The 20607-nt window shown below is 39.4% G+C and carries 27 protein-coding genes; 15 read left to right on the forward strand and 12 right to left on the reverse strand.

From position 1 onward, the window contains the following. Positions 1 to 7 precede the first annotated feature (7 nt). From uppS to NSIN_RS04135, 3 genes are all read right to left on the reverse strand, one after another. Positions 8 to 709, reverse strand: coding sequence for a polyprenyl diphosphate synthase (uppS, locus tag NSIN_RS04125; RefSeq protein ID WP_101009515.1), 702 nt, complete (start codon positions 707 to 709; stop codon positions 8 to 10). A 77-nt stretch (positions 710 to 786) separates the two neighbouring features. Beyond that, on the reverse strand, positions 787 to 1932 hold the full coding sequence (locus NSIN_RS04130) for a DUF373 family protein (protein WP_101009516.1): 1146 nt from the start codon (positions 1930 to 1932) through the stop codon (positions 787 to 789). 91 nt (positions 1933 to 2023) lie between these two features. Beyond that, positions 2024 to 2521, reverse strand: coding sequence for a hypothetical protein (locus NSIN_RS04135; protein WP_101009517.1), 498 nt, complete (start codon positions 2519 to 2521; stop codon positions 2024 to 2026). A 252-nt stretch (positions 2522 to 2773) separates the two neighbouring features. On the opposite strand from NSIN_RS04135, the gene NSIN_RS09610 reads away from it, so the two are divergent. Beyond that, positions 2774 to 2917, forward strand: coding sequence for a DUF5679 domain-containing protein (locus tag NSIN_RS09610; protein ID WP_245871897.1), 144 nt, complete (start codon positions 2774 to 2776; stop codon positions 2915 to 2917). 232 nt (positions 2918 to 3149) lie between these two features. Here NSIN_RS09610 and NSIN_RS04140 read toward each other — a convergent pair whose 3' ends face one another. Both NSIN_RS04140 and NSIN_RS09430 read right to left on the reverse strand, forming a co-directional pair. Then, the gene (locus NSIN_RS04140; protein ID WP_101009518.1) at positions 3150 to 3380 is read right to left on the reverse strand and encodes a hypothetical protein; all 231 of its coding nucleotides are present in this window, start codon (positions 3378 to 3380) and stop codon (positions 3150 to 3152) included. A gap of 48 nt (positions 3381 to 3428) precedes the next feature. Continuing rightward, entirely contained in the window at positions 3429 to 3593 is a 165-nt protein-coding gene (locus tag NSIN_RS09430; protein WP_165775237.1) for a hypothetical protein, read from the reverse strand. Positions 3594 to 3722: 129 nt separating this feature from the next. On the opposite strand from NSIN_RS09430, the gene NSIN_RS04145 reads away from it, so the two are divergent. The 8 genes from NSIN_RS04145 to NSIN_RS04180 all read left to right on the forward strand — a co-directional run bounded on the left by NSIN_RS04145 (position 3723) and on the right by NSIN_RS04180 (position 9644). After that, entirely contained in the window at positions 3723 to 4031 is a 309-nt protein-coding gene (locus NSIN_RS04145) for a hypothetical protein (protein WP_133124050.1), read from the forward strand. A gap of 120 nt (positions 4032 to 4151) precedes the next feature. Next, positions 4152 to 4574, forward strand: coding sequence for a translation initiation factor IF-2 subunit beta (locus tag NSIN_RS04150; protein ID WP_101009520.1), 423 nt, complete (start codon positions 4152 to 4154; stop codon positions 4572 to 4574). Then, entirely contained in the window at positions 4575 to 4871 is a 297-nt protein-coding gene (locus NSIN_RS04155; protein WP_101009521.1) for a DUF424 domain-containing protein, read from the forward strand. Between the two features lie 48 nt (positions 4872 to 4919). Continuing rightward, positions 4920 to 5231 (forward strand): translation initiation factor eIF-1A, encoded by a 312-nt coding sequence (gene eif1A / locus NSIN_RS04160; protein WP_101009522.1) that lies wholly within the window; start codon positions 4920 to 4922, stop codon positions 5229 to 5231. Between the two features lie 59 nt (positions 5232 to 5290). Beyond that, a complete protein-coding gene (locus NSIN_RS04165) occupies positions 5291 to 6169 on the forward strand; it encodes a serine protein kinase RIO (protein WP_245871898.1) in 879 nt (292 codons plus the stop codon). Then, the gene (locus NSIN_RS04170; RefSeq protein ID WP_101009523.1) at positions 6166 to 6738 is read left to right on the forward strand and encodes a KH domain-containing protein; all 573 of its coding nucleotides are present in this window, start codon (positions 6166 to 6168) and stop codon (positions 6736 to 6738) included. The genes NSIN_RS04165 and NSIN_RS04170 overlap by 4 nt, the downstream gene beginning before the upstream one ends. Beyond that, positions 6731 to 8563, forward strand: coding sequence for a DNA topoisomerase VI subunit B (locus tag NSIN_RS04175; protein WP_101009524.1), 1833 nt, complete (start codon positions 6731 to 6733; stop codon positions 8561 to 8563). The genes NSIN_RS04170 and NSIN_RS04175 overlap by 8 nt, the downstream gene beginning before the upstream one ends. 31 nt (positions 8564 to 8594) lie before the next feature. Next, positions 8595 to 9644 (forward strand): DNA topoisomerase IV subunit A, encoded by a 1050-nt coding sequence (locus NSIN_RS04180; protein ID WP_394340810.1) that lies wholly within the window; start codon positions 8595 to 8597, stop codon positions 9642 to 9644. Here NSIN_RS04180 and NSIN_RS04185 read toward each other — a convergent pair. Together NSIN_RS04185 and NSIN_RS04190 are read right to left on the reverse strand one after the other, a co-directional pair. Further along, positions 9630 to 10103: an Hsp20/alpha crystallin family protein gene (locus tag NSIN_RS04185; protein WP_101009526.1), complete on the reverse strand. Its 474-nt coding sequence runs from the start codon at positions 10101 to 10103 to the stop codon at positions 9630 to 9632. The genes NSIN_RS04180 and NSIN_RS04185 overlap by 15 nt on opposite strands. A 92-nt stretch (positions 10104 to 10195) precedes the next feature. Further along, positions 10196 to 10753 (reverse strand): UbiX family flavin prenyltransferase, encoded by a 558-nt coding sequence (locus tag NSIN_RS04190; protein ID WP_101009527.1) that lies wholly within the window; start codon positions 10751 to 10753, stop codon positions 10196 to 10198. An 83-nt stretch (positions 10754 to 10836) separates the two neighbouring features. Here NSIN_RS04190 and NSIN_RS04195 point away from each other — a divergent pair, with 83 nt between their 5' ends. Genes NSIN_RS04195 through NSIN_RS04205 form a run of 3 tightly spaced genes read left to right on the forward strand, consistent with a single transcriptional unit; the run spans position 10837 to position 11912 of the window. Continuing rightward, positions 10837 to 11205, forward strand: coding sequence for a helix-turn-helix domain-containing protein (locus NSIN_RS04195; RefSeq protein ID WP_245871899.1), 369 nt, complete (start codon positions 10837 to 10839; stop codon positions 11203 to 11205). 13 nt (positions 11206 to 11218) lie between these two features. Beyond that, positions 11219 to 11620: a hypothetical protein gene (locus tag NSIN_RS04200; protein ID WP_101010052.1), complete on the forward strand. Its 402-nt coding sequence runs from the start codon at positions 11219 to 11221 to the stop codon at positions 11618 to 11620. A gap of 7 nt (positions 11621 to 11627) precedes the next feature. Continuing rightward, entirely contained in the window at positions 11628 to 11912 is a 285-nt protein-coding gene (locus NSIN_RS04205; protein WP_101009528.1) for a hypothetical protein, read from the forward strand. Here NSIN_RS04205 and NSIN_RS04210 read toward each other — a convergent pair. From NSIN_RS04210 to NSIN_RS04225, 4 genes are all read right to left on the reverse strand, one after another. Further along, the gene (locus NSIN_RS04210) at positions 11909 to 12703 is read right to left on the reverse strand and encodes an S-methyl-5'-thioadenosine phosphorylase (RefSeq protein WP_101009529.1); all 795 of its coding nucleotides are present in this window, start codon (positions 12701 to 12703) and stop codon (positions 11909 to 11911) included. The genes NSIN_RS04205 and NSIN_RS04210 overlap by 4 nt on opposite strands. Beyond that, on the reverse strand, positions 12700 to 13212 hold the full coding sequence (locus tag NSIN_RS04215) for an adenine phosphoribosyltransferase (protein WP_101009530.1): 513 nt from the start codon (positions 13210 to 13212) through the stop codon (positions 12700 to 12702). The genes NSIN_RS04210 and NSIN_RS04215 overlap by 4 nt, the downstream gene beginning before the upstream one ends. 41 nt (positions 13213 to 13253) lie before the next feature. After that, entirely contained in the window at positions 13254 to 15464 is a 2211-nt protein-coding gene (locus tag NSIN_RS04220) for an MG2 domain-containing protein (protein ID WP_133124051.1), read from the reverse strand. A 112-nt stretch (positions 15465 to 15576) separates the two neighbouring features. Next, complete coding sequence (locus NSIN_RS04225; RefSeq protein ID WP_101009533.1) at positions 15577 to 17652, reverse strand: AAA family ATPase; 2076 nt, start codon at positions 17650 to 17652, stop codon at positions 15577 to 15579. Between the two features lie 105 nt (positions 17653 to 17757). Between NSIN_RS04225 and NSIN_RS04230 the strand changes: the two genes are divergently transcribed. From NSIN_RS04230 to NSIN_RS04240, 3 genes are all read left to right on the forward strand, one after another. After that, complete coding sequence (locus NSIN_RS04230) at positions 17758 to 18237, forward strand: hypothetical protein (RefSeq protein ID WP_101009534.1); 480 nt, start codon at positions 17758 to 17760, stop codon at positions 18235 to 18237. A gap of 80 nt (positions 18238 to 18317) precedes the next feature. Continuing rightward, positions 18318 to 18878 carry a helix-turn-helix transcriptional regulator gene (locus NSIN_RS04235; RefSeq protein ID WP_133124052.1) on the forward strand — a complete coding sequence of 187 codons (561 nt, stop codon included), beginning with the start codon at positions 18318 to 18320 and terminating at the stop codon, positions 18876 to 18878. Next, positions 18875 to 19471: an RlmE family RNA methyltransferase gene (locus NSIN_RS04240; RefSeq protein ID WP_101009535.1), complete on the forward strand. Its 597-nt coding sequence runs from the start codon at positions 18875 to 18877 to the stop codon at positions 19469 to 19471. Before NSIN_RS04235 ends, NSIN_RS04240 begins: the two co-directional genes overlap by 4 nt. Here the strand turns inward: NSIN_RS04240 and NSIN_RS04245 are convergent. Continuing rightward, positions 19460 to 20596, reverse strand: a complete 1137-nt coding sequence (locus NSIN_RS04245; RefSeq protein WP_101009536.1) for a tRNA (guanine-N1)-methyltransferase — start codon at positions 20594 to 20596, stop codon at positions 19460 to 19462. The two genes, NSIN_RS04240 and NSIN_RS04245, sit on opposite strands and share 12 nt — an antisense overlap. Positions 20597 to 20607: the final 11 nt, after the last annotated feature.

Consider the following 20607-nt stretch of genomic DNA (forward strand, 5'->3'; position numbering starts at 1 on the left):
CTCTTTTTTATTTGCCCAGTCTTCGGCCTCTTTTCTGAAATGTTCTAATTGCACGCATCAGATCTATCTTTCTAAATTCCGGCCAGTATACATCCATGAATACAAGTTCGCTGTATGCACTTTGCCAGAGAAGAAAACCACTCAATCGTTTTTCGCCTGATGTTCTTAATATCATGTCAGGTGATGACTGGGGAAGGTGTGAAGTGTAAAGACTTGATTCTATTACGTCCTTGTCTATCTGGTTTACATTAAGAGATCCGTCTTTTATCTTTGCACCTATTTTTTTTATGGCGTCAACAAGCTCGTTTTGTCCACCATATGCTATTGCAATGTTAAGGTAATGACCATCATAATCTTTTGTGGTTTCTTCCAGCTTGCCAAGTATGTCTTTTAAAAAGTCAGGTAATAGCTCTATGCTGCCTATTGCTTTGACCTTCATGCGATTCTTGTGAATTCTTGGATCGTTGTACAGCTTGTGCAGTCTTTCATTAATCAATTCATACAGGTAGCCCAATTCATCGTCTTTGCGATTGAGATTTTCTGCAGACAAGACATACAATGTAATTATCTTGATGTTTAGCTCTTCACACCAATCAAGCAATTTTTCTACCGCATCTGCTCCTCTAAAGTGGCCATCAATCTTCATTATCAGATTGCGCTTTGCCCATCTTCTATTTCCGTCTAGAATTATGGCAATATGCTTTGGCATCTCGCCACTCTGGATATCATTTTCTAATCTTCTAGAATACAGGCTGTATAAACCGCCAAAGTTGAGAACCTTGTCTTTTATTCTGATAATACCTCACCACCCTTTTTCTTTCTGTATCTATGAAAGAGCAAGGATGCTGATATCAGTATTACTGCAAGACCTATCAGTAGTGGAGGAATCAACGTGTATGGGCTGTCTCCTTTTACCATGATTGTAGTGAACTGGGATACAACTGGATACAATGTTACAAGTACAATTATTCTCAGTATGTCTGTAATAGATCTCAAGCTTCCCTTGAACCAGCTGCTCAAAAGTGAACCGCCGAAGATGCATCCTATTCCAATCCACAAGAAAGGCAACATTCCTGATACAAAGAGTCCTATTGTCTGCTGATTCAACACCAGTTTTAGTATGTTGTCCGGCTTGGTGGTTACTCCGGGTACCGCAGCACCAATTCCTGCAGTAAGTGATGCAAGTATCATTACAATTCCTGCAACAAGTGTAAATGTTCGTATGAATCCTCCCGGCGTTGGTTTGTTCCAGTTGGACCAGGCCCTGTCTATGTCAAAAGCTCTGATAAGAAATGCTCCGCCCAAAATGCTTACAAGAACTGCAAATATTTCTCTTGACAGTCCAAGGACAGAACCTATTCCTCCTATTAGCAAAAGCATTCCTGGTACGCCAAGAAAGAATTTGGAATATTTTGAATCAAAAGCAATTGCCTTGAGATATCTTCCAAGAACTGCATAAGAATATTCTACAGATCTGCTTGCTCGCATTACTACTCTTTTTACAGAGATTATGGGCAAAACATTTTGAATTATAGGTATGACACTTTCATCATCTTCACCATCTGATACAATGACTGCACCATTAGCGGAAAATTGCATTGCAATTGATTTTACCTGCGCCACAATTTTTTCGTCTCCCTGAACTCCTTTGTGTTCTACTCCTGAAACAAGTGCGACCTCTGCTTGGTATCCCTTGCTTGTAAGATCTTCAAAAGTTTTAACAGCTGCAAAAATTGAATTAGAATCTGCATCCTCTGGGTCTTCTAGTGCAAGTCGCTGTGCTGCCTCTATGCATGCATTACGACCAACAACCGGAGTTACAACTCCTGCCTTGATTCCTATGTCATCATCCCTGTCAACACAAATCACCAATAATCTGCTGGTCTTTGTCTCAGTTACACCTCTTTGCAGGCTGGTCTCTTTTGCAGACATGGTATAGACGAAAATGGCATTTCCTATTAATTAATGTAATTTCAATTAATTTTTACAACTACATGAGATGTCTTGGTTTTGTGGTATTATCTCATGGACGAGCTTGGTCTGATTTGGCTGCCAAAGTATCTGACTCTTGTTTGAGTGATGTAATCTTTGACATCTCATCGCTTATCTCAGATTGAGGTGCCCCTGACTTTATCTTGTTTGCAAGAGACATGGTCTCTGCTAGATAGTCGTTGTACTTTTTGAGGGATTCATAATATGCACCATAGCTCTGCTTCCACTCTGCAGGTGGATTGCTTTCAACCAACTCTGTTACAAGTGATGAAACTTGAGACGATGCAACCTGGGCCTGGCTTGTATAGTTGTCAGGTGAGACGGTCTTGTCTGATAATCCTTTCATGCTTGCATCTGTATCTGCTATGATTAACGACTGTTTCTCTTTGACACTGTCCAGCTCGGCTTTATAGTCTGAAACAACAAACGTAGAACCGTGGTTTTGCGGGAGGAACCATATCATAAAACTTGCTCCCCCTATGGCTGCCAATATTATGCCTGTGACTATGATGCCTTTTCTGCTGGCCATTCAAGTGAATCTTTTTATCGCTTTTAAAAGCATAACTACAGTAAACAATTTGATTATTCTTGTACCCAATTTGTTAATTTCACGGTCTTGGATCCTTTCCTCGTAAGAAATATGATAAAATCATGTATTTTTATGTAAAAACTAGATCTATGATCTGAATTAGGCCATGTAAAAATTTAACACCCTCTAGTGTATAGTGAAATAATTTTTACAGCGTCTTGCTATATACCACTTCATTCGTAAGAAGTTGAAATGACTCAAGCGTACTGCGTAAAATGCAGAAAAAAAGTCGACATCGCAAATCCAAAGGAAGTTAAGCTAAAGAACGGACGACCTGCGGTTAAGGGCACATGTCCAAAATGTGGTACTAACGTCTTCCGAATAGGTAAGGCTTAGTACAATTTTCTTCTTTTTCAAGATACCTGGTATACTGTCACATTTCATGTTCTTTTGAGAAACTGTATGCCTGGTAGTATGTAATTTTGTTTTACGGGTGTCACTTTTCTAGTATCATTTGGATTTTGGCTGTCTAGTTTGGTGCAAATGAAAATGTCTAAAACGTGTGGATTTTGAACCTATTTTTTGGAATTTTGTGCCTAAAATCACTGGAAAATTAATTCGTACGGTGCTAGTTTACTAGGCTCTCTAGGCGTGCACACGCAAGTTGGTTTCGTAGTATGTGTACCTGAATAGAGTCTCTAAATGAATTATCTATCTTGCCAAGTTTCAGGTACAATCTAAAGACTTGACCGTTGTCTAGGCTTGCCTTGTCCGGTGCCATGTCTATTGGATCTAGAATCTTATCTATGTACTGCCACATTTGAGCAAGTGTTGGTGTGTTATTTTGTAAACTTGACATATTTTATCGACTTTTATTGGGATTTTCCTGCTTGGGGGATGATGTTCTTCATCTGGTTCTCCTCTTCTTCTGGTTCTTTGATATGATCATCTTTAGAAACGTGCTATTGTCAAGTGAAGGATCGTCCTTCTGTGCCTTTTTTATGGCTCTTGTAAACATCTGAAAGGCAGCTGTTTTTACAGTGATGGTCTTGTACTCTTTCCTAGGCATCATTTTCTATGTCCGGGATGTATGGATAAACTCTAGGTAGACCTTTTTAGACAGCGATCTGCTGTTATTACCATTTTAGGGGATTTTAGGCAGATCGATTACCTTAAATGGTGAAAGTGTACTGGATATGGTATGGCATTGAGCGAGTCCCACCGCCAATTGTTCATAGATGAATGCTCACGACTTACTGTGTTGGTATGTGAGTGCCTAAGCGCTCTTGAAAAGGACCCATCTGATGCTGACACTATAGAAAAAATGGTCAATGCTGCAGATGTCATACGTGGTGGGGCAAGATTTCTCCAGGACAAAAACATGGAACAGAGTGCTCAATTGTTAATTGAACTGTTCAAAGGAGCTCAGGATGTACGTGAAAGACAAGAGGGGTTTAATGTTGTATCCAATCTCTTTGGCAGGCTGACTCCACTATCTACGTTGAACTAGTATTGTTCGCCTGGTATTTTTCGTCCGATCTTTGACACAAGTACCTAAAATGCGGCAGAAATAGTTCTTGTTTTGGTACCATGTAAATCCATATAGGTGGCAATTCTCAAAGATGATTAGTTGACAAAAGCAGAATATGAAAAATTACTAAAAAAGATTCAGGATAAAGTATCTCAAAACAAGACAGGTTCCACATCAAGATTTGAGCTTCCCAAAGTGGATATCATGTGGCAGGGAAATAGGACATTTTTTAGAAACTTTTCAGAGTTTCCAAAGGTACTAAGAAGAGATCCTGAAAAACTCTTACAATACCTATCAAAGGAATTTGCAACTCCTGCACAATTTGCAGGAGACAAAGCAGTATTTGTGGGAAAAAAGGAACCTCCAGAGTTTACTGCTCTTTTGGCTAGATATCTAAAAGAGTACGTTGAATGTCCAACATGTAAAAGCCCTGATACTAGAGTTGAAAAAGAAAATAGAGTAACATTGCTAAAATGTGAAGCATGTGGAGCACGTTCTCCTCTAAAAGGTCAATATGCGTAAATGGCTTTTGCAGTCAGAGTAGTCATTCATAAAGAAAATAGGATGCTCAACATTTGCGATGTCGAGCTTGTTGGAAGAACTGTGAGAAAAGATGATCTTGAGATGAACATCAGCAAGAGTTACTATGCAGACCGCGTTGTTGATGAAACTGAGGCCAAGACTCTGCTTCAAAATTCTTCCATCATTAACATGGTGGGAAAACAAACAATTGATCTTTCATTAAAACTTGGAATAGGATCTGCAAAAGGTGTCAAAGAAATTGAAGGAGTTCCTTTTCTTATTGTTTTCAAATTCTAACAAATACAACGATTATATACGTACGAAGAACATTGTTGTCTGAGAATTTTGGGTAAGCGAAAAGTACTAAACGAAAGTGAGCTCAAAGAGATGCAACTTCCAGGAGAAGGAGAGCTATTAGGTAGAGTTGTAAAACTTTTGGGAAGTGATCACATTCTTGTAAGGTGTACTGATGACAAGACAAGAATGGGAAGAATCAGAGGTAAATTAAAAAGAAAAATCTGGATTCGTGATAATGACGTTGTAACTATTGCCCCTTGGGACTTTAAATCCGATGACCGTGGTGATATCACTTGGAGATATACATTGGCCCAGGTAGATATGCTAAAACAAAAAGGACTATTGCCGCAAGATTTCTAACAACAATAAATTTTACAAGGTCTAATTACAAGTTGTAATGTTGTTAGGTGCAAGTTTGGATGGATGAAGATGCTGTAGATGATTTTGAAGATGAATTATCCTCTGATATGGCAGAAGAGCCAATAGAGGAACTTGATGATTCTGATGCTGGGGAAAATGAGATGGGCTTGCAAAACAAGATGGCAAAAAAGATGAATCTAAGATTGGCAGAAAAGGAAAGAGCGCGAAAAACTGAGAAGGACGTGTTTGACAAAGACAAGGTGCTTGAGGCAGTCTTTGACAAGACTACTGTAATGACACTCTCAAGAATGATTAATGACGGGACAATCTCATATGTGAACGGAGCAGTAGGTGCAGGAAAAGAATCTCAGACATATTGGGCTGTTGCACCTTCAGGCCAGGACTTGGCAGTGAAAATCTATCTTGTTACTACCTCTAATTTTAAAAAGAGATTTCCATATCTTATGGGAGACCCACGATTTACAAGAATAAAAAGTGGAACAAGAAATCTTGTAGAACTTTGGGCCCAAAAAGAATTTCGTAATTTGTCCAAGACATTTCAGTGTGGGATTCCATGTCCCGAGCCGATAACTGTAACTAAAAACATTCTTGTAATGAAATTTGTGGGCATCAATGGGGTTCCAGCCCCAACGCTTGTTGAATCAGAGGTGGATTATTCTGATTATGAAAAGACCCTATTGATAATTTCTGATCTTTACAAAAAAGCAGAACTTGTCCATGCAGATCTTTCCGAGTATAATATTTTCAAGACAGAAGATGGACCAATAGTTTTTGATTTTGGTTCTGCTGTGGACATTAGACATCCAAAAACAAGGGAGTTTCTTGAAAGAGATATTAGTAATGTTACAAGATTCTTTGTTAAGAGAGGACTTACTGTGGACAATCCAATTGATGTATTTGAGAGGGTTACAAGATGATCTTTGAAAAAACTATACTTATTCCACTTGATCGTGTAGGTGTATTGATTGGCAAAGCAGGTAAAGTAAAAGCCAAGATAGAAAAAATTTGTTCTGTATCTTTGTCCATTGATGGCCAGACCGGCGAGACAGTCATAAGGGGAGTTGGAGACGTTGAAAATATAATGCCGTTCAAGGCCGAAGAGATAGTGATGGCAATAGGTAGGGGATTTTCAGCAGAAAATGCAATGAGCCTCGTACAAGAAGAGACTTCATTACATATTGTAGATTTGAGACAATTTGCTGGAAGATCCTCAGCACAGGTTGAGAGGATTAAAAGCAGAATAATAGGAGAGGGTGGCCGGGTTCGAAAAAATATCGAGGACCTAAGTGGGGCAAAAATCTCTGTCTATGGCAGAACTGTAGCAATCATAGGGGATGGCACTCAGCTCAAGTCTGCTGTAAATGCAATAACTTCTATCTCAAGTGGCAGCACTCATGGCAAAGTCTACAATGATCTCCAAGAATCACGCCGAAGGCAAAAACTAGACAGACTTCAACTTTGGGAGGGTGGAAACATACTTGAGTAAAGAGACCTTCAGCCAAATATCACCAAGTGAATTCTTTTACAGAAACAGAGACCTTGCAGGGTTTAGCAATCCTACAAGATCACTTTACACATCTGTTAGAGAATTTGTGGAAAATGCACTTGATGCATGTGATCAAAAAAAGATACTTCCTGATATTCATTTATCCATAAAGGCAGTTGATCCTGAAAAAGCAGATCCAAAACATTACATCCTTACAGTAAAAGATAATGGACCTGGAATAGACCCAGAACACATCCCACTTGCATTTGGAACCGTACTCTATGGTTCCAAGTTTGGATTAAAACAGGCAAGAGGAATGTTTGGTCTTGGTGCTACGATGGCAATATTGTACGGTCAAATCACTACAAACAAACCGGTCACTGTGAAGAGCTGCTCTGATAACAAGACACTTGATGAGTTTGTAATGTTGCTTGACATTCAAAAAAATAAACCTGTCATACAAAAACATACCACAAAAGAAGCTACAAAAACAGGACTGAGTGTAAGCATTGTACTTGAAGGAGACTATTCCAAGGCAGGATCAAAAATCCGGGACTATGTGTACCAAACTTCACTTATCACACCTTATGCTTCTATAACTTTTGAAGATCCTGGAGGAGAAAAGTTCCATTATGCAAGAATTGTCAAGGACATGCCGCGTCCCCCAACTGTAATCAAACCTCATCCGCATGGCATTGATGTTGAAACAATTCGCAGAATGATATCTGAGACGCATTATGAAATTCCTGCACTTGACAACAAGATGATAGACAAAGTCAAAAAAGAACTTGGATTGAAGAAAAATCTCTCAAACAAAGAAATCATGGAAAAGGCACAAAAGAGATGGTCTGACCTGTCAAGGCCTGTAAGGACAATAATGGCTGCCATGTCGTTCCTAAATGTTGACTTTGAGGGACTACAAAAAATACGAATAGACGACCTTGATATTGCAAATAAAACACTGACATACTGGGACTTTGGGCAATCACAGTCTCATGCGGTAGAACTTGACCCCGAGAGCCCATACTACAAGCAACTTGCAAATACTGTTCAAGGTGATACACTTCTTACATTTCTTACAAAGAGGTTCCAAAGGGTAGGGCCTACCACCGCAGAAAAATTCTGCGAGTTTGCAAAATTCAAGCCAGAGCGAAGAATTGGAAGCATGACAAACGAGGAACTGGTAAAACTTGCAGATGCACTACAGAAATTTGAAGAGTTTCTCGCGCCAGACCCAAGTTGCCTTGCACCACTTGGAGAAGAGCCGCTCTCAAAAGGAATAATGAAGTTCTTCAATCCTGAATTTGCTGCAGTGTGGCAGAGAAACGCATCTGCATATTCTGGGTTTCCGTTTATTGTTGAGATGGGAATTGCATATGGTGGAGATATTCCTCCAAATGGCCTTAAGGTTTACAGATTTGCAAACCGTATACCGCTATTGTATGATGAGGGAAGTGATGTGGTGCTCAAGATAGTAAATGAAACAGAGTGGGCCAGATACAAGATAAAAGGAGATCCTCCGCTTGTAATTGTATCACATATTTGTTCAACAAGAATCCCGTACAAGACTGTGGGAAAAGAAAATGTGGCAGACAGACCAGAACTTGAAAGGGAATTGAAAAATGCATTACAATATCTTGCAAGAAAGTTGGCAGTACACATGTCAAGACAAGGAGCAGCTGACATGGCAAAGAAGAGGGCAAATCTTTACTCAAAATATGTACCACTTATTGCCCAGTTTGCAACAGAACTTGCTGGCAAGAAAAAAGAACCAAATTATAAACAACTGATAAGGATGGGTAGTGAGATTGAAGAACAAGTCTAGCACAAAAACAGCAGAGGCAAGAAAGAAACGCTTGCTATCATTGCTTGAGCAGCAGGGAATGAGCATTTATGATCATCTTGACAAGGGCCAGTTCCCGCAATTTGTCATTCCAAGTAGGTCTGTAAGCAACATTGTATATGATAAAAAAATACGACAATACATACTTGGAAGTGCAAGCGCCGTACGCAGCTCAAGAAACATGTCTCAGTTGCGTTCGTACACACAACTTGCATGGCTTGCATTTTTTGTAAATAGGCTTGTGCGAGAGGGAAAATCATCTACATTGAGAGATATCTATTATTCATCACAGGCTTTTAGCATAGACTTTGAGGACCAGCCAGAGTCTGATAATATTATAGTGGATTTGGAGGCAGTCTTGACCAGTCCTCGTGAGGAGTTCCATATCTTTCCAGAAGAAAGAAGCAGTGTGTTTGGAGATCTTACAATAGAGTATACCGTTCCAGGATATGAAGGAAAGAGGATGAATCTTTCTGATCATCCTGATGGATATTTGATAGGACCGAGTTTGAGCAGTGCTGAACTGGTAGATACCAGTGCAGAGCTTGTCATTGCAATAGAGAAGGGTGGTCTTTTTACAAGATTTGTTGAAGAAAAAGTTCATCAAAAATTCAAGGCAATCATTGTAGATACTGCAGGACAAGCTCCAAGGTCAACAAGAAACTTGTTACGAAGACTCAACTCTGAAATGGGATTGCCAGTTGTCATACTTGCAGACGGAGATGTGTATGGTGAACACATTGCAATGGTAATCAAGTCAGGTTCTGCAAATGCTGCGCACCTCAGAGAACTTACTGTACCTGATGCCAAGTGGCTTGGTGTCTGGGCAACTGACATTGAAAAATACAAACTTCCAACAATACCGATGACTGAATCTGACATTAAGAGAATCTATGATTTGCAAAAAGATCCAAGATATCAGGAAGGAAACTGGAAGAAACAGCTGGATGTATTCTTGAAACTAAAAAGAAAGGCAGAGCTTGAGGCCTTCTCAAAATATGGATTGACAAACATTACTGACAAGTATCTTCCTGCAAAACTTGAAGAATCAAAGAGTCTCTAGCTTTCTAATCTTTAGTGTTAGTACGCCGTTTCTGTATTTGAAATCGTAAATTCCCATATCTGGAGTTGATTCTATTGGTACTTCTTTTGAAAAGTGACCAGAGCCTCGTATGTATAGGATTCCCTCAATCAATCTGACTGTTACCTGGTCTTCAGGACCTGGTACCTCTGCTACAAAGATTATCTCTCTTTCTCCCTTGATGAGGTCGTAAACCCAGTTCTTGGTATCTACTTCCTTTGGCGTATACTGTGGGACGCTATTTTCTATAGTCATCTTCTTGAGCACTCTGACCCAGTAAATCATGGTTGCAGCAGCCACACCAATTAAGATAAAGCTGACATATCCTTGAGATGATCTAAGTGAGAGCATGTATACTACTCCAAGGAAAAGCAGAACCATTAATGGAATGATAAAATCAAGAGACTTGTCATTAGAGTATCTGCTTTTGTAGCTTGCCAAAGATATTCTGTATCTTTTAACGATGCTCCAAATATAAACACTCGTAGAATTTTCATCAAATAATTTGTTGTATCTTCAATGATTACTTGGGATTAGGTTGTTTCCCATCTTTTGAAGAGCTCATGCTCTATTCCGAATTGATCCAGACACTTGCCTACTACATGATTTACGATATCATCAATGCTTTTTGGTTTGTTGTAAAAGCCTGGCATTGCGGGCAATATTGTGACACCTATCTTGGATAGTTTTAGCATGTTTTCAAGATGGATGCTTGTAAGTGGAGTCTCTCTTGGAACAAGGACAAGCTTGCGGGACTCTTTCATTGTAACACCTGCTGCACGTGCAACAAGTGTCTCTTCATATCCGTTTGCAATACTGGAAAGTGTCTTCATAGTGCAAGGAATTACAATCATTCCGTCTGTCTTGTGGGTTCCACTTGAAACACTTGCAGCCATGTTGGAATCATCTGAATAATGACTTGCAAGTGATTTTACGTATTTTAGATCATAATCAGTCTCAAGTACCAGACATTTTTTTGCCCACTCGGTCATGATGAGGTGAACATCAACATTGCATTTTTTGAGAACTTCTAACATTCTTACGCCATATAGGATTCCGGAACTTCCTGTCAATCCTATGATTAATCTCATGATAAAATTGCTCAAGTTCCATATTTAATTTCTCCTTGGTATTTTGGCATGTTTATTTATGGCATTTTCAAGATTGATACCTGATGAGTGTAAATATTGATACAATTGAGGAGAATCTTGTCTCAGAACTTCGACTCTCGCCTCTCCAGTCCAAGATCTATGTCTTGGTTGTAAAAAAAGGCAAAATGTCTGCGTCTGCCATGGCAAAAGAGATTGGTGTGTCAGAAACAGAAGCTCAACAGGTGGCAACAAGTCTTGTCCAAAATGGTGGGTTTATCGATATAACCGAAACAGAGTTTGAGTCAATGCATCCAAGGTTTGCAGTTGTTAACATGTATCGAAGAATGTGTCAGCGAGAAAATATTCCATTTAAGAAGAATCTTTTGGTTGACAACATGTCGATTGTTTTGGAAAAACCGTATGATGATGCAAGGACTAAATATAACCGATAATGGAGGAGGAAACATGTCTGTAGACGAAGAGTCTTCTTGTAAACATGAAATAGTATACTTTGGGGTAACCAACATAAATTATGAAAGAAGGACTATTGGATCTGTTGACACATGGAGATGTGCCAAGTGCAAGAAAATTTTCTGTGAAGAAAAACAACTTGGAATAGATAGCATTGTGGATTACATTGGAATGCCAAAAATATCTGCAGATCAAAAATGGGCTGTACTGTTATGCAATCTCAAAAAACACAAGGACAAGTGGAAACTGGTCAGAATAAAAAAAGATGATGAAATACAACATGAATGTGTTGATGAAAAAGTGATTAAACTAAAAATAAAGGACTTTAAGGTAGACGACGATAAACATTGGAACTTTCTTATCGAAAACTCAATTAACAAAGCAGTAGAGATCTAAGTCTCACATGGACATCCAAGTTCATATCAATAATGTAAGGGGAAGCCAGATAGCAGCCAAGATAACTGGAACATTTACTGTAGATGATTACCAGTTCAAGTTCAACGCAATTGCTTTTGGAAGAATAGGTGGACACAACATTGGTGCCAAGATATCAAAGACTGTGGAAAAGGATCTCGTAAAGCTTGGATACGATGTTGATAAGGTCATTGACGAGTTGCAACAAAAACTGGTTCGTGGAGATATAACACTGCCAGAAGGACTAGAAAAGGAAACTTTTGCAGACGACTAGAACTGGGCTTCTTCAAATGCCTTGTGGCATGAGCAACCACGTTGTTGTGGTATCTCATCAAAGAGCATTGATAGTATGTTCTTGGTGGTTCCGACATTTTTAGATAGGGTCTCAAGTACCTCTCTTGCTGTAACTGGTTTGTCTGCCCATACGTCATAGTCTGTTACTGTGGAAATTGATACATAGCACATCTGTGCTTCTCTTGCAAGCTGGCATTCTGGAACCAGGGTCATTCCTATAATGTCTGCTCCTATTACATTTTTGTAAAACTTTGACTCGGCTCTTGTGGAAAATCTGGGACCTTCAATGCAGATGTATGTGGCATCTTTGTGTATTGGGAGATTCATTTTCTTTGTAACTTTTGATATGACGCCTTGAAGCTCAGGGCAGAATGGGTCTGCTACTGATATGTGAATTACTTTGTTGTCTTCGTATAGTGTGTACTTTCTTGATTTTGTAAAATCAATAAATTGTGATGGTATTACTACATCTCCTGGCTTGAGCTCCTCTTTTAGACTTCCTACTGCAGATGGTGCAATTATTCTCTTGATGCCCATCTCCTTGAATGCCCAAATGTTTGCTCTAAAGTTTATGAGGTGTGGAGGGATGGTGTGTTTTTTTCCATGTCTTGGCATGAATGCAACCTTTCTTCCCTTGTAGATTCCAACTGTTATGGAATCTGATGTCTTTCCAAATGGGGTGTCTATTGTAATTTCTTTACTCTCTGTGAGAAGTCCTGAATCGTATATTCCAGTTCCGCCAAAAATTCCAATCTCTGCTTGTTCTGTCAATATTTCACCAGCGCGTTATACTTGTAATCCTTGATTGCTTTAGATCCTTTCAGATCAGTTAATTCTATGATAAACACAAAACCTGATACTTGACCTCCTACTTTTTCAACTAGTTTTGCTGCTGCCTTTGCAGTTCCTCCAGTTGCAAGCAAATCGTCACAAATGTACACCTTTTGGCCTTTCTTTAGTGCATTGGCCTGTATCTCCATTACTGCTGTTCCGTATTCTATATTGTATGATACCTTGTGAGTAACACCGGGGAGTTTTCCTTGCTTTCTAATCATTATCATTCCCTTGTTGTACCTGAGCGCAAGTGCACATGCAAGCGGGAATCCTCTTGATTCAATTCCTGCAAAGACATCTACTTCACTTGGATGTATTACCTTTGCAAGCTCATCAACTACAAGTGATAGTGCTGCTGGATCTCTTAGAACAGGACTGATGTCTCTGAAAAGAATTCCTTTCTTTGGAAAGTCAGGTATCTCGGCAATGATGTCTTTTAGATTCACAAAACGTTCTCAAGTGGTGGCTGTAAAAAATATTACTAAATTTACTGGATTGTTACTCCAATTGTTGCCTTGCCTGTAATTGACGTGGCAGTAATGGTGTATTGACCTGGGTTTACATTGCGTGGGACTTGCCAAATTGTAGTGTAATCCCCTCTGTTTGTTGATGATGTGGGCAAGCTGTCTACGTTGGTGCTGTTACTACCTATTGTGACTGTTACTGGTGTTGTAATGCCGGCATCAGTTCCTGAGATTGTTATCAGGTCTCCCCTAGAGTATATTCCAGAGAGTCTGTCAAGATGAACTGTAATTCCTTGAGTGCTTGATTTTACAACAAGTTGCATAGCTGTATGGCTTACACCGCTGGATGCATCAAGCTTCCATGTTCCTGGTGTTGACACTGATGGTATCTTGAAATCAAATGATGAAAAGTGTCCTGTCTTGTCAGAGAATGTCTGTATTGACTTGATTATCAGTCCGTTGGGATCAGTCAAAGATAACTGGAGAAGGCTGTTTGCGTTGGCAGTTCCTATGATTATGATGTTATCGCCTGGCATGTATGAATCTTTTACTGTACTAAGTGTGATCTTTCCTGGTCCTACTGCTAGACCTACTGCAAATTCTTTTTCTATCTTTTCTTCTGCATGTGAAACTACGGCTGAATAAATTCCAGGAGTGTATGATGTCAAGTTAAATGAATATGTTGCCTGACCATCTGTTCCTAAGTTGATAATGTCTGCAAACTTTTGTTTGTCAGATGGATCTACTATGACAAGGTTTAGTGTTGATGACTGTGGGCCTGTCACTCTGATTACTGGCTTGTCTGTGTTTTGGTAACTAAGCTTGTCAAGTGTTGCAGTGATTGGATATGATGGGTCTTCGCCTATTCCAACAAACAAGACCACGGTATCACTTCCTTGTGATACATTGATTGTGTAGGTTCCCTTTATTGCAGAGTCTGGTATCTTGTATGTTGCAGAGACTGTGCCACTTGATGTAACATTTGCATCCTTTGAGTACACCTGCTGACCTGTAGGATCAGATATGGTGAAATCTACTGGTTGATTTGATATTGATGTGCCATTTATGACAAGTGTCTGTCCTGTTTCGTATCTTTGTGCAGTTGTAGACACTACAACACTATGAGTTGAGACAATGCTGTATTGTTTAGTAACTTGGTTTTTTCCATCTGATGCAGTAACTGAATACTTGCCAAACTCTCTGTCAATTGGAACACTGTCTTGCATAGAATATTGACCGCTCTTGTCGGCTTGTACTGCTGACGTTGTTATTGGATTTCCTTTGGAATCATATAGTGTTAGAGTTACCGTAGTGCCAGCTGTTGCAGTACCGGAGATTGTCTTGGTATCACCTCTGTGATATATTGGATCTATGTTCAATGTGAGTGGAATTTCTACAACGCTTCCATGATTGCCCTTTGCTGGTGCTCTGATGTTTGTAGAAAATGATTTCTGGTTGCCTTGCTGATCTTTTAGAACAAAATTGATGGCGCCTTGCTGTTCTGATCCTGGAAGAACTACAGTTGTAACAAAGTTTCCTTTGTCATTTGATGAAAATGAGTCAATCTTGTCGCTGCCTGCATATAGGTCAAGACTTGCTGATGATGAAAAACCATAACCAAGTACGCGAATGTGTGATCCTGGTGCTGGGGTTGCGGGAATTATTCTAAACACTGATGAATCTAGGATGCCATTTGGTGGAGGCGGAGGTTGGGTTGTAGTCTGGGTTTGCTGTTGTGTTTGTGTACTTCCCTGATTGTTTTCTCCTTGATTGCCAGTTTGCTGTTGTGTTTGTGTACTTCCTTGGTTATTTTCAGACTGTTGTGCTCCAATCTGTCCTGTCTCTCTGTCTTGGCCGTTTGCATCTGATGACTTCCAAGTCAGTACTGGTGACTGCTGATCTGTTTTGATTTCAATTGATAGTGTATCTCCTGGCTTGAGTGGATTTGTTGCACTAAATGCCAATGTGTTTGGTGACATTTTGTTGCCATTCCATCCGTCTACCTTGTATGACTTGAATACTCCATCTCCGTTTATCTGTAAACTAAATGAAACAATGTCTGCTGTATTGCTTGGACTGTTGGTTATTGACAAAACAGTTTTTCCATTATCTGTGTTTGCGGTAACTGTGACAAATGATGGTGCTGCATATGATTGATGAATGCTTGATGCTGCAAATATGCTAGCAACAATTAATGTGAAAATAATTGCCGATTTTAATAACACGTTACTCATCAACCTGAAAACCTTTCTCTCAATTAAATCTTAATAAGAAATCATACTTTTTTTCTTACGCCTTGATATGATTCATGAGTAAAGTTCTAATGCTGAATATTTTTTGTCGGTCCTAGTGTTTGAAGATGTTTGTATTGCCCAAGTTTTGATTCTGTCGTATCCTCTCAGCAATCAATCTGTATAATGACCTGAATTGGTCCTTTGTCTTGTCTGACAAAAAGTCTGTCTCATCCAATACTATCTTCTCACAAATGTATCTGCAAATGTCTTCTCTGTCAAATGTATCCCATCCCAAGTGTTGATTCTCTTTCCAGATTTCATTTAGGTTGTCAATTATGCTCTTTTTGCCCTTGCTTGCTACTTGATCCTTGGTAAGTGTCGTATATCCTTCTTTTCTTAGCTTGACTTCGTAGGTCTGGTTTACTGCATACAGGTAATCTTCATCTATTAGAAGATCTTCGATGTAGAGTTTTGGCTGTCCTGCAAGCTCAAAGAAGACCATCTGTACTGATTTGAATTCATTTGACTGCAAATCTGATGCAATCTTTCTCGAGTCTTCAGTGTTGTCAAGCAGAATAAATGTGTCATACCCATGGTTTCTGTAAAATATTGAAAGTGGCATGACGGAATTTTTGTTGTATGCTGGAACTATGTTTAGTGGATTCATGGAAAGATTTGGATCTTTTAGGAATCTGTCAAATGCATTAAGGTACATACAGTCTGCCATTGTTTCAACTATTATGACTGGTCTAGAGTTGAAACCAATTTGCTTGTCAACTACGGACTCTACAAGACCGCGTGATAAGCCATATAATATTGGAATAAGTGTCTGGTCATCTGCATTCCAGTAATCATAATAGATCTTGCTGAGATGTCTTCTCTTGTCCAGTTCTACTACAAGGAGATTTCCTTGAGTGTAATCAAATATCATAAACGGTGAGTGTGTTGCATAAAGTATCTGGTTTGATCCTGCAAGGCCCTTTAGAAGATCTGATATTCCTCTCTGTTGTGCAGGATGCAAGTTTCTTGCAGGCTCGTCAAGTAATAGTATTGCCTCTTTTAGTTCTGCCTTTTGAGTCTCAGCTGCAAAGTTTACAATAAATGAGAAAGTCCACTTGAATCCTTCTGCTCTTCTGTTTAACAGTCCTGTGTTTGTTACTGTTCCATCCCTGTGAACATCTGATATTACTACACTCAAGACATTTCCTGGGTTCCATCGCAGCTCTACATGTATTGGGTCTCCCTTCCATGCAGGGTTTAGTCTCTCACTGAGTCTTCTGCTTGATGTGTTCAATAATTTTATCAATCGAGATGGGCTGTTTTGCACCTCTTCGAGTTTCTGTGCATCAAGTTCTGCAAGATAAAACAAGTTGTTTACAGTCTCAGCCTTGTCAAACTCTTCAACATACTCTAATCCCTTTGCTCTGATTCCTTTGATTTCTCTGAGGAATTCTTCAAGGTCGATATTACCAAGTATCTTCTTGTAATCTGAAAAATAGACAAACCTTGGATGAAGCTTGTCCTCTATGAAATTGTCAAGTGCGGAGCGCTCGTTTGTTCCAATCAACATGTTGTCAAATATGCTCTCCAAGTCTCTGTAAATCTCTCTCCATTCTGCAATTACTTGGGGCTCTTGAGAAGCAATCAGGTATACATTGTTGTTAAATTCTGCCATCATGTCCATGAAGACTTCTCTTGTTCTTGGTGCTGGGGCATCTAGGAACTTGGTATCAATTCTAATTCTTATTGGGTTTGGCATGGCCAAGACAAAAGATCTGATTCTATCAACAAAATTTTCCCAGGAGTTGAGCCTTTTACTTGCATCTCCACTTATCTTGACTTCACCAAAATCATACTGGACTCGGGGATTCTTGTTTGTCCTGTAGATTGTCATTTTTCGTATGTCTTGTAGATTTGGAAACTTTTCTCGAATGAGTGTAGTCTCTTTCTCGTTTAGTACAAACTCTCCCTCCGCAAGTCTTACTTCTGACTTTAACTCCTCTGTCATTTCATCACAGAGGTCCAATTCGGAAAGTTTTGCATCCTTGTTAAGTAATGTGAGCGCCTCTAGGATTGTTGTCTTACCACTCTCATTTCGTCCAACAAATGCTGCAAGATCACCAACCTTGATCTCTCCTGAATCATGAATGCAACGATAACCTTGAACTCTAAACTTTCTAAGTCGCATCTAGCGGCTATTGCCTTGGCTATGATTTAACTTATTCGTCAAATTTGTTAATTAGATCTTTTTCGACCAAATAGATATATGGGAACCAGCGAGGTTATACTGTAATTGGCAGTAAAAAAAATTGCTTATCTTGTTTTTGTATTTCCTGTGATTGCATCACTTGTGTTTGGTGGATATGTGTTATCTGATGTTTTAGGACAACCAGACAGACAACTAAACATGTGGCAATTCAAACCGACAGCTCACTTTGAGCAGCAAGGTGATTCTACAATAAGATTTACCAATCTTGTAACTAATTACACTGTATCAACTCCAATGAACTTTAGAGTGATGGTAAATGATACAAGCTTTGATTGTGGTGACTTGTATCTTACAATTTACAATCCAAGTACATCTCCACAACAAATAGTTGTACAACATGCTTACTTTTCACAATGCTTTACACAAGGCAACTCTGACATGCCAATCCAGGATACCTTTAATCCTGTGATTGACAAGGCTGGCATCTATGAGATTCAAGCAGAAATGAAAGACAAGGCATATGAGAAAAGCATCAGTGTCAAGGCGGACTTTAGGGTACAGTAAATACGACTTTAAAAAATTATATGTTATTATACAGCACAGGTCTCTGTAATAAAGGGAGTATTTTCATCTAGTGAATAATTATGGCTAAAAAAGAAAAGAAATCATCTAAAAAAGACGAGGAAAAACCAGTCAAGGCAAAAAAGGAATTAAAATCTACAAAACTTGAAGATGAGAAACTAAAGAAAAAAGGCAAAGCTGAGAAAAATGCCGAGCTAACTGAAGAAGAACTAGAGGCAATTGATGAGAAGGAGATTGAGAATTTCCAAATTGAAGGCCTTGATATGGAGAAGCTCAAGACTACAGTTCTTGGTCTTGTGGCAAAGCGTGGTGATAACGGCATGTTCCAAAGTGAACTGTGGAAGAAACTCAAACTTTCAAGCAGAGATGGCTCTAGACTTGCACTAAAACTTGAGAGAGAGCACCTTGTAAAAAGAGAAAAGATTCTTGAGGATGGCAGATGGACATACAAGCTAAAGATTGCACATACTCCAGTAACAACACAATCAATAGAATCTGCACCATGTTTGATATGTCCTGTCGAGTCCAAGTGTACAGTAGATGGAGAGATTAGCCCTAGAACTTGTCCATTGATTGAACAATGGGTGATAACAGAACTTTCTAACAAGAAGGCAAAGAAATGAAACTACTTGATGCAAGGCGTGACTTGTATAGGAGACTGGCCCACAAGGAAGGGTATAGGAGCAGAGCTGCATACAAGCTAAAAGAACTTAATACATCTTATAGAATAATCGGTCCTGGATTTTTTGTCTTGGATCTTGGGTGCTCACCTGGTGGATGGACTCAGGTTGCACAAGAACTTGCTGGAAACAAGGGACAAGTTATGGGAATTGACAAGTCATATGTTGAAGAAATTCCTGGTGCGAATATCATACGGGGTGACATTGAAGATGAATCAGTTGTGGAGCAAATTTTTGAATACTTTGGAGGAAAAATTAATGCTGTAATTTGTGACTTGTCTCCAAATGTAACTGGAGTTTGGGATGTTGATCACAGCAGACAAATTTCTTTGAACTATGCTGCAAGCAAGATAATGGATCAAGTGTTGGCAAAAAAAGGAAATGCCTTGTTCAAGGTCTTTGACGGACAATACTCGATAGAGTTTCGAGATTATATCAAGAAAAAATTTGCCAAGGTTCAGCTAAGAAAACCGCAGGCAAGTAGAAAGTCTAGCAGTGAGCTATACTATGTCTGTCTTGGATATCTAGGGAACTAGAGCCAAAATCTCGTCTATTTTTGCATCTGTCTTTACGCCCGATGGGTTCATGCTTGTCCTTGTTGCTCTAAATCCTGATTTTTGCAGTTTTTCTATGATTCCTCCAAGAGAGGGTGGTGCTGAATGCTTTCTCTGCCCTAGTTCATCTAGAGCAAAATAAGCCGGAGGCATGCCTGACTCTTCTTTGCATTTTTCCAAAAATGTAGAGCAGGACTTGTCAACTTTGAGGTTTTTTTCCTCTGATATCATGGAATCTATAAAGTCCTTGTCATACATGCTGTCTATCCATAGGGGTCCTGCAAGTTCTGCTTTAGAGTTGCAAATGTTACATGTGCGTTCAACATCTTGTACAACTTTTCTGTTACCGCAACCATGACAGTGCAGTATGTATCCCATGCAGTTTTTGGTGTTTGTTTTTACAAGCACCTTGGTGTAAGCCTTGTAGTAATGCATACTGTGTTGGACAAAAAGTGGTACCAACATGATGTCTAATCTTCCTGCAACCATGTTCATACATCCAAGTATCAAACGAAGTGCAATCTCGTTTCCGTATATTGTTCTGACTGGAGTGCCGTAATACTTGCGTTGACAGGCCTCTGGAAATATTCCATGTAATACTGTCATGTCTGTGGCAGTAACTGATAGCAATCCTCCATGAAATGTAGCCCTCATTGCACAATCAAGATATCTTGATGGAGATCCAAACGGGTCAACATCTACAATTGCACCGCGTCCGTCTCTTGTGGAATGAAGGCTGAGAAATCTGCATGCTTCGTTTTCAGAAAATTCGCAATTTGTTACATTGTTGAGTTGGGCAATTTTTTTTCCAATCTCGAGTGCTTGTGGGTTTACATCATTTGCTATTGATTTTTCAATAGATGGTATCTCGTTTGCAACACGGACGCTTCGCGCACCGATTCCTGCAAGTGAATCCAAAAAGATCTTGGGGCCCTTGAAGTTTTTTACAAACGCAGAATATGCTATTATGGAAAAATCTCTGCTAACTCTAGCTCTTGGATTGAAAAATGCGGGTTCTTTTGGGGGGACCTCTTCTGATAGCGAATCCTTTGGAACAAGAAGCCGTGTACTTCCCTCTGTAATCTCTGCAAGTTCTGATTCCAACAAGGTTGCTGTGC

The sequence above is a fragment of the Candidatus Nitrosotalea sinensis genome, from assembly GCF_900143675.1.
GTDB lineage: Archaea > Thermoproteota > Nitrososphaeria > Nitrososphaerales > Nitrosopumilaceae > Nitrosotalea > Nitrosotalea sinensis.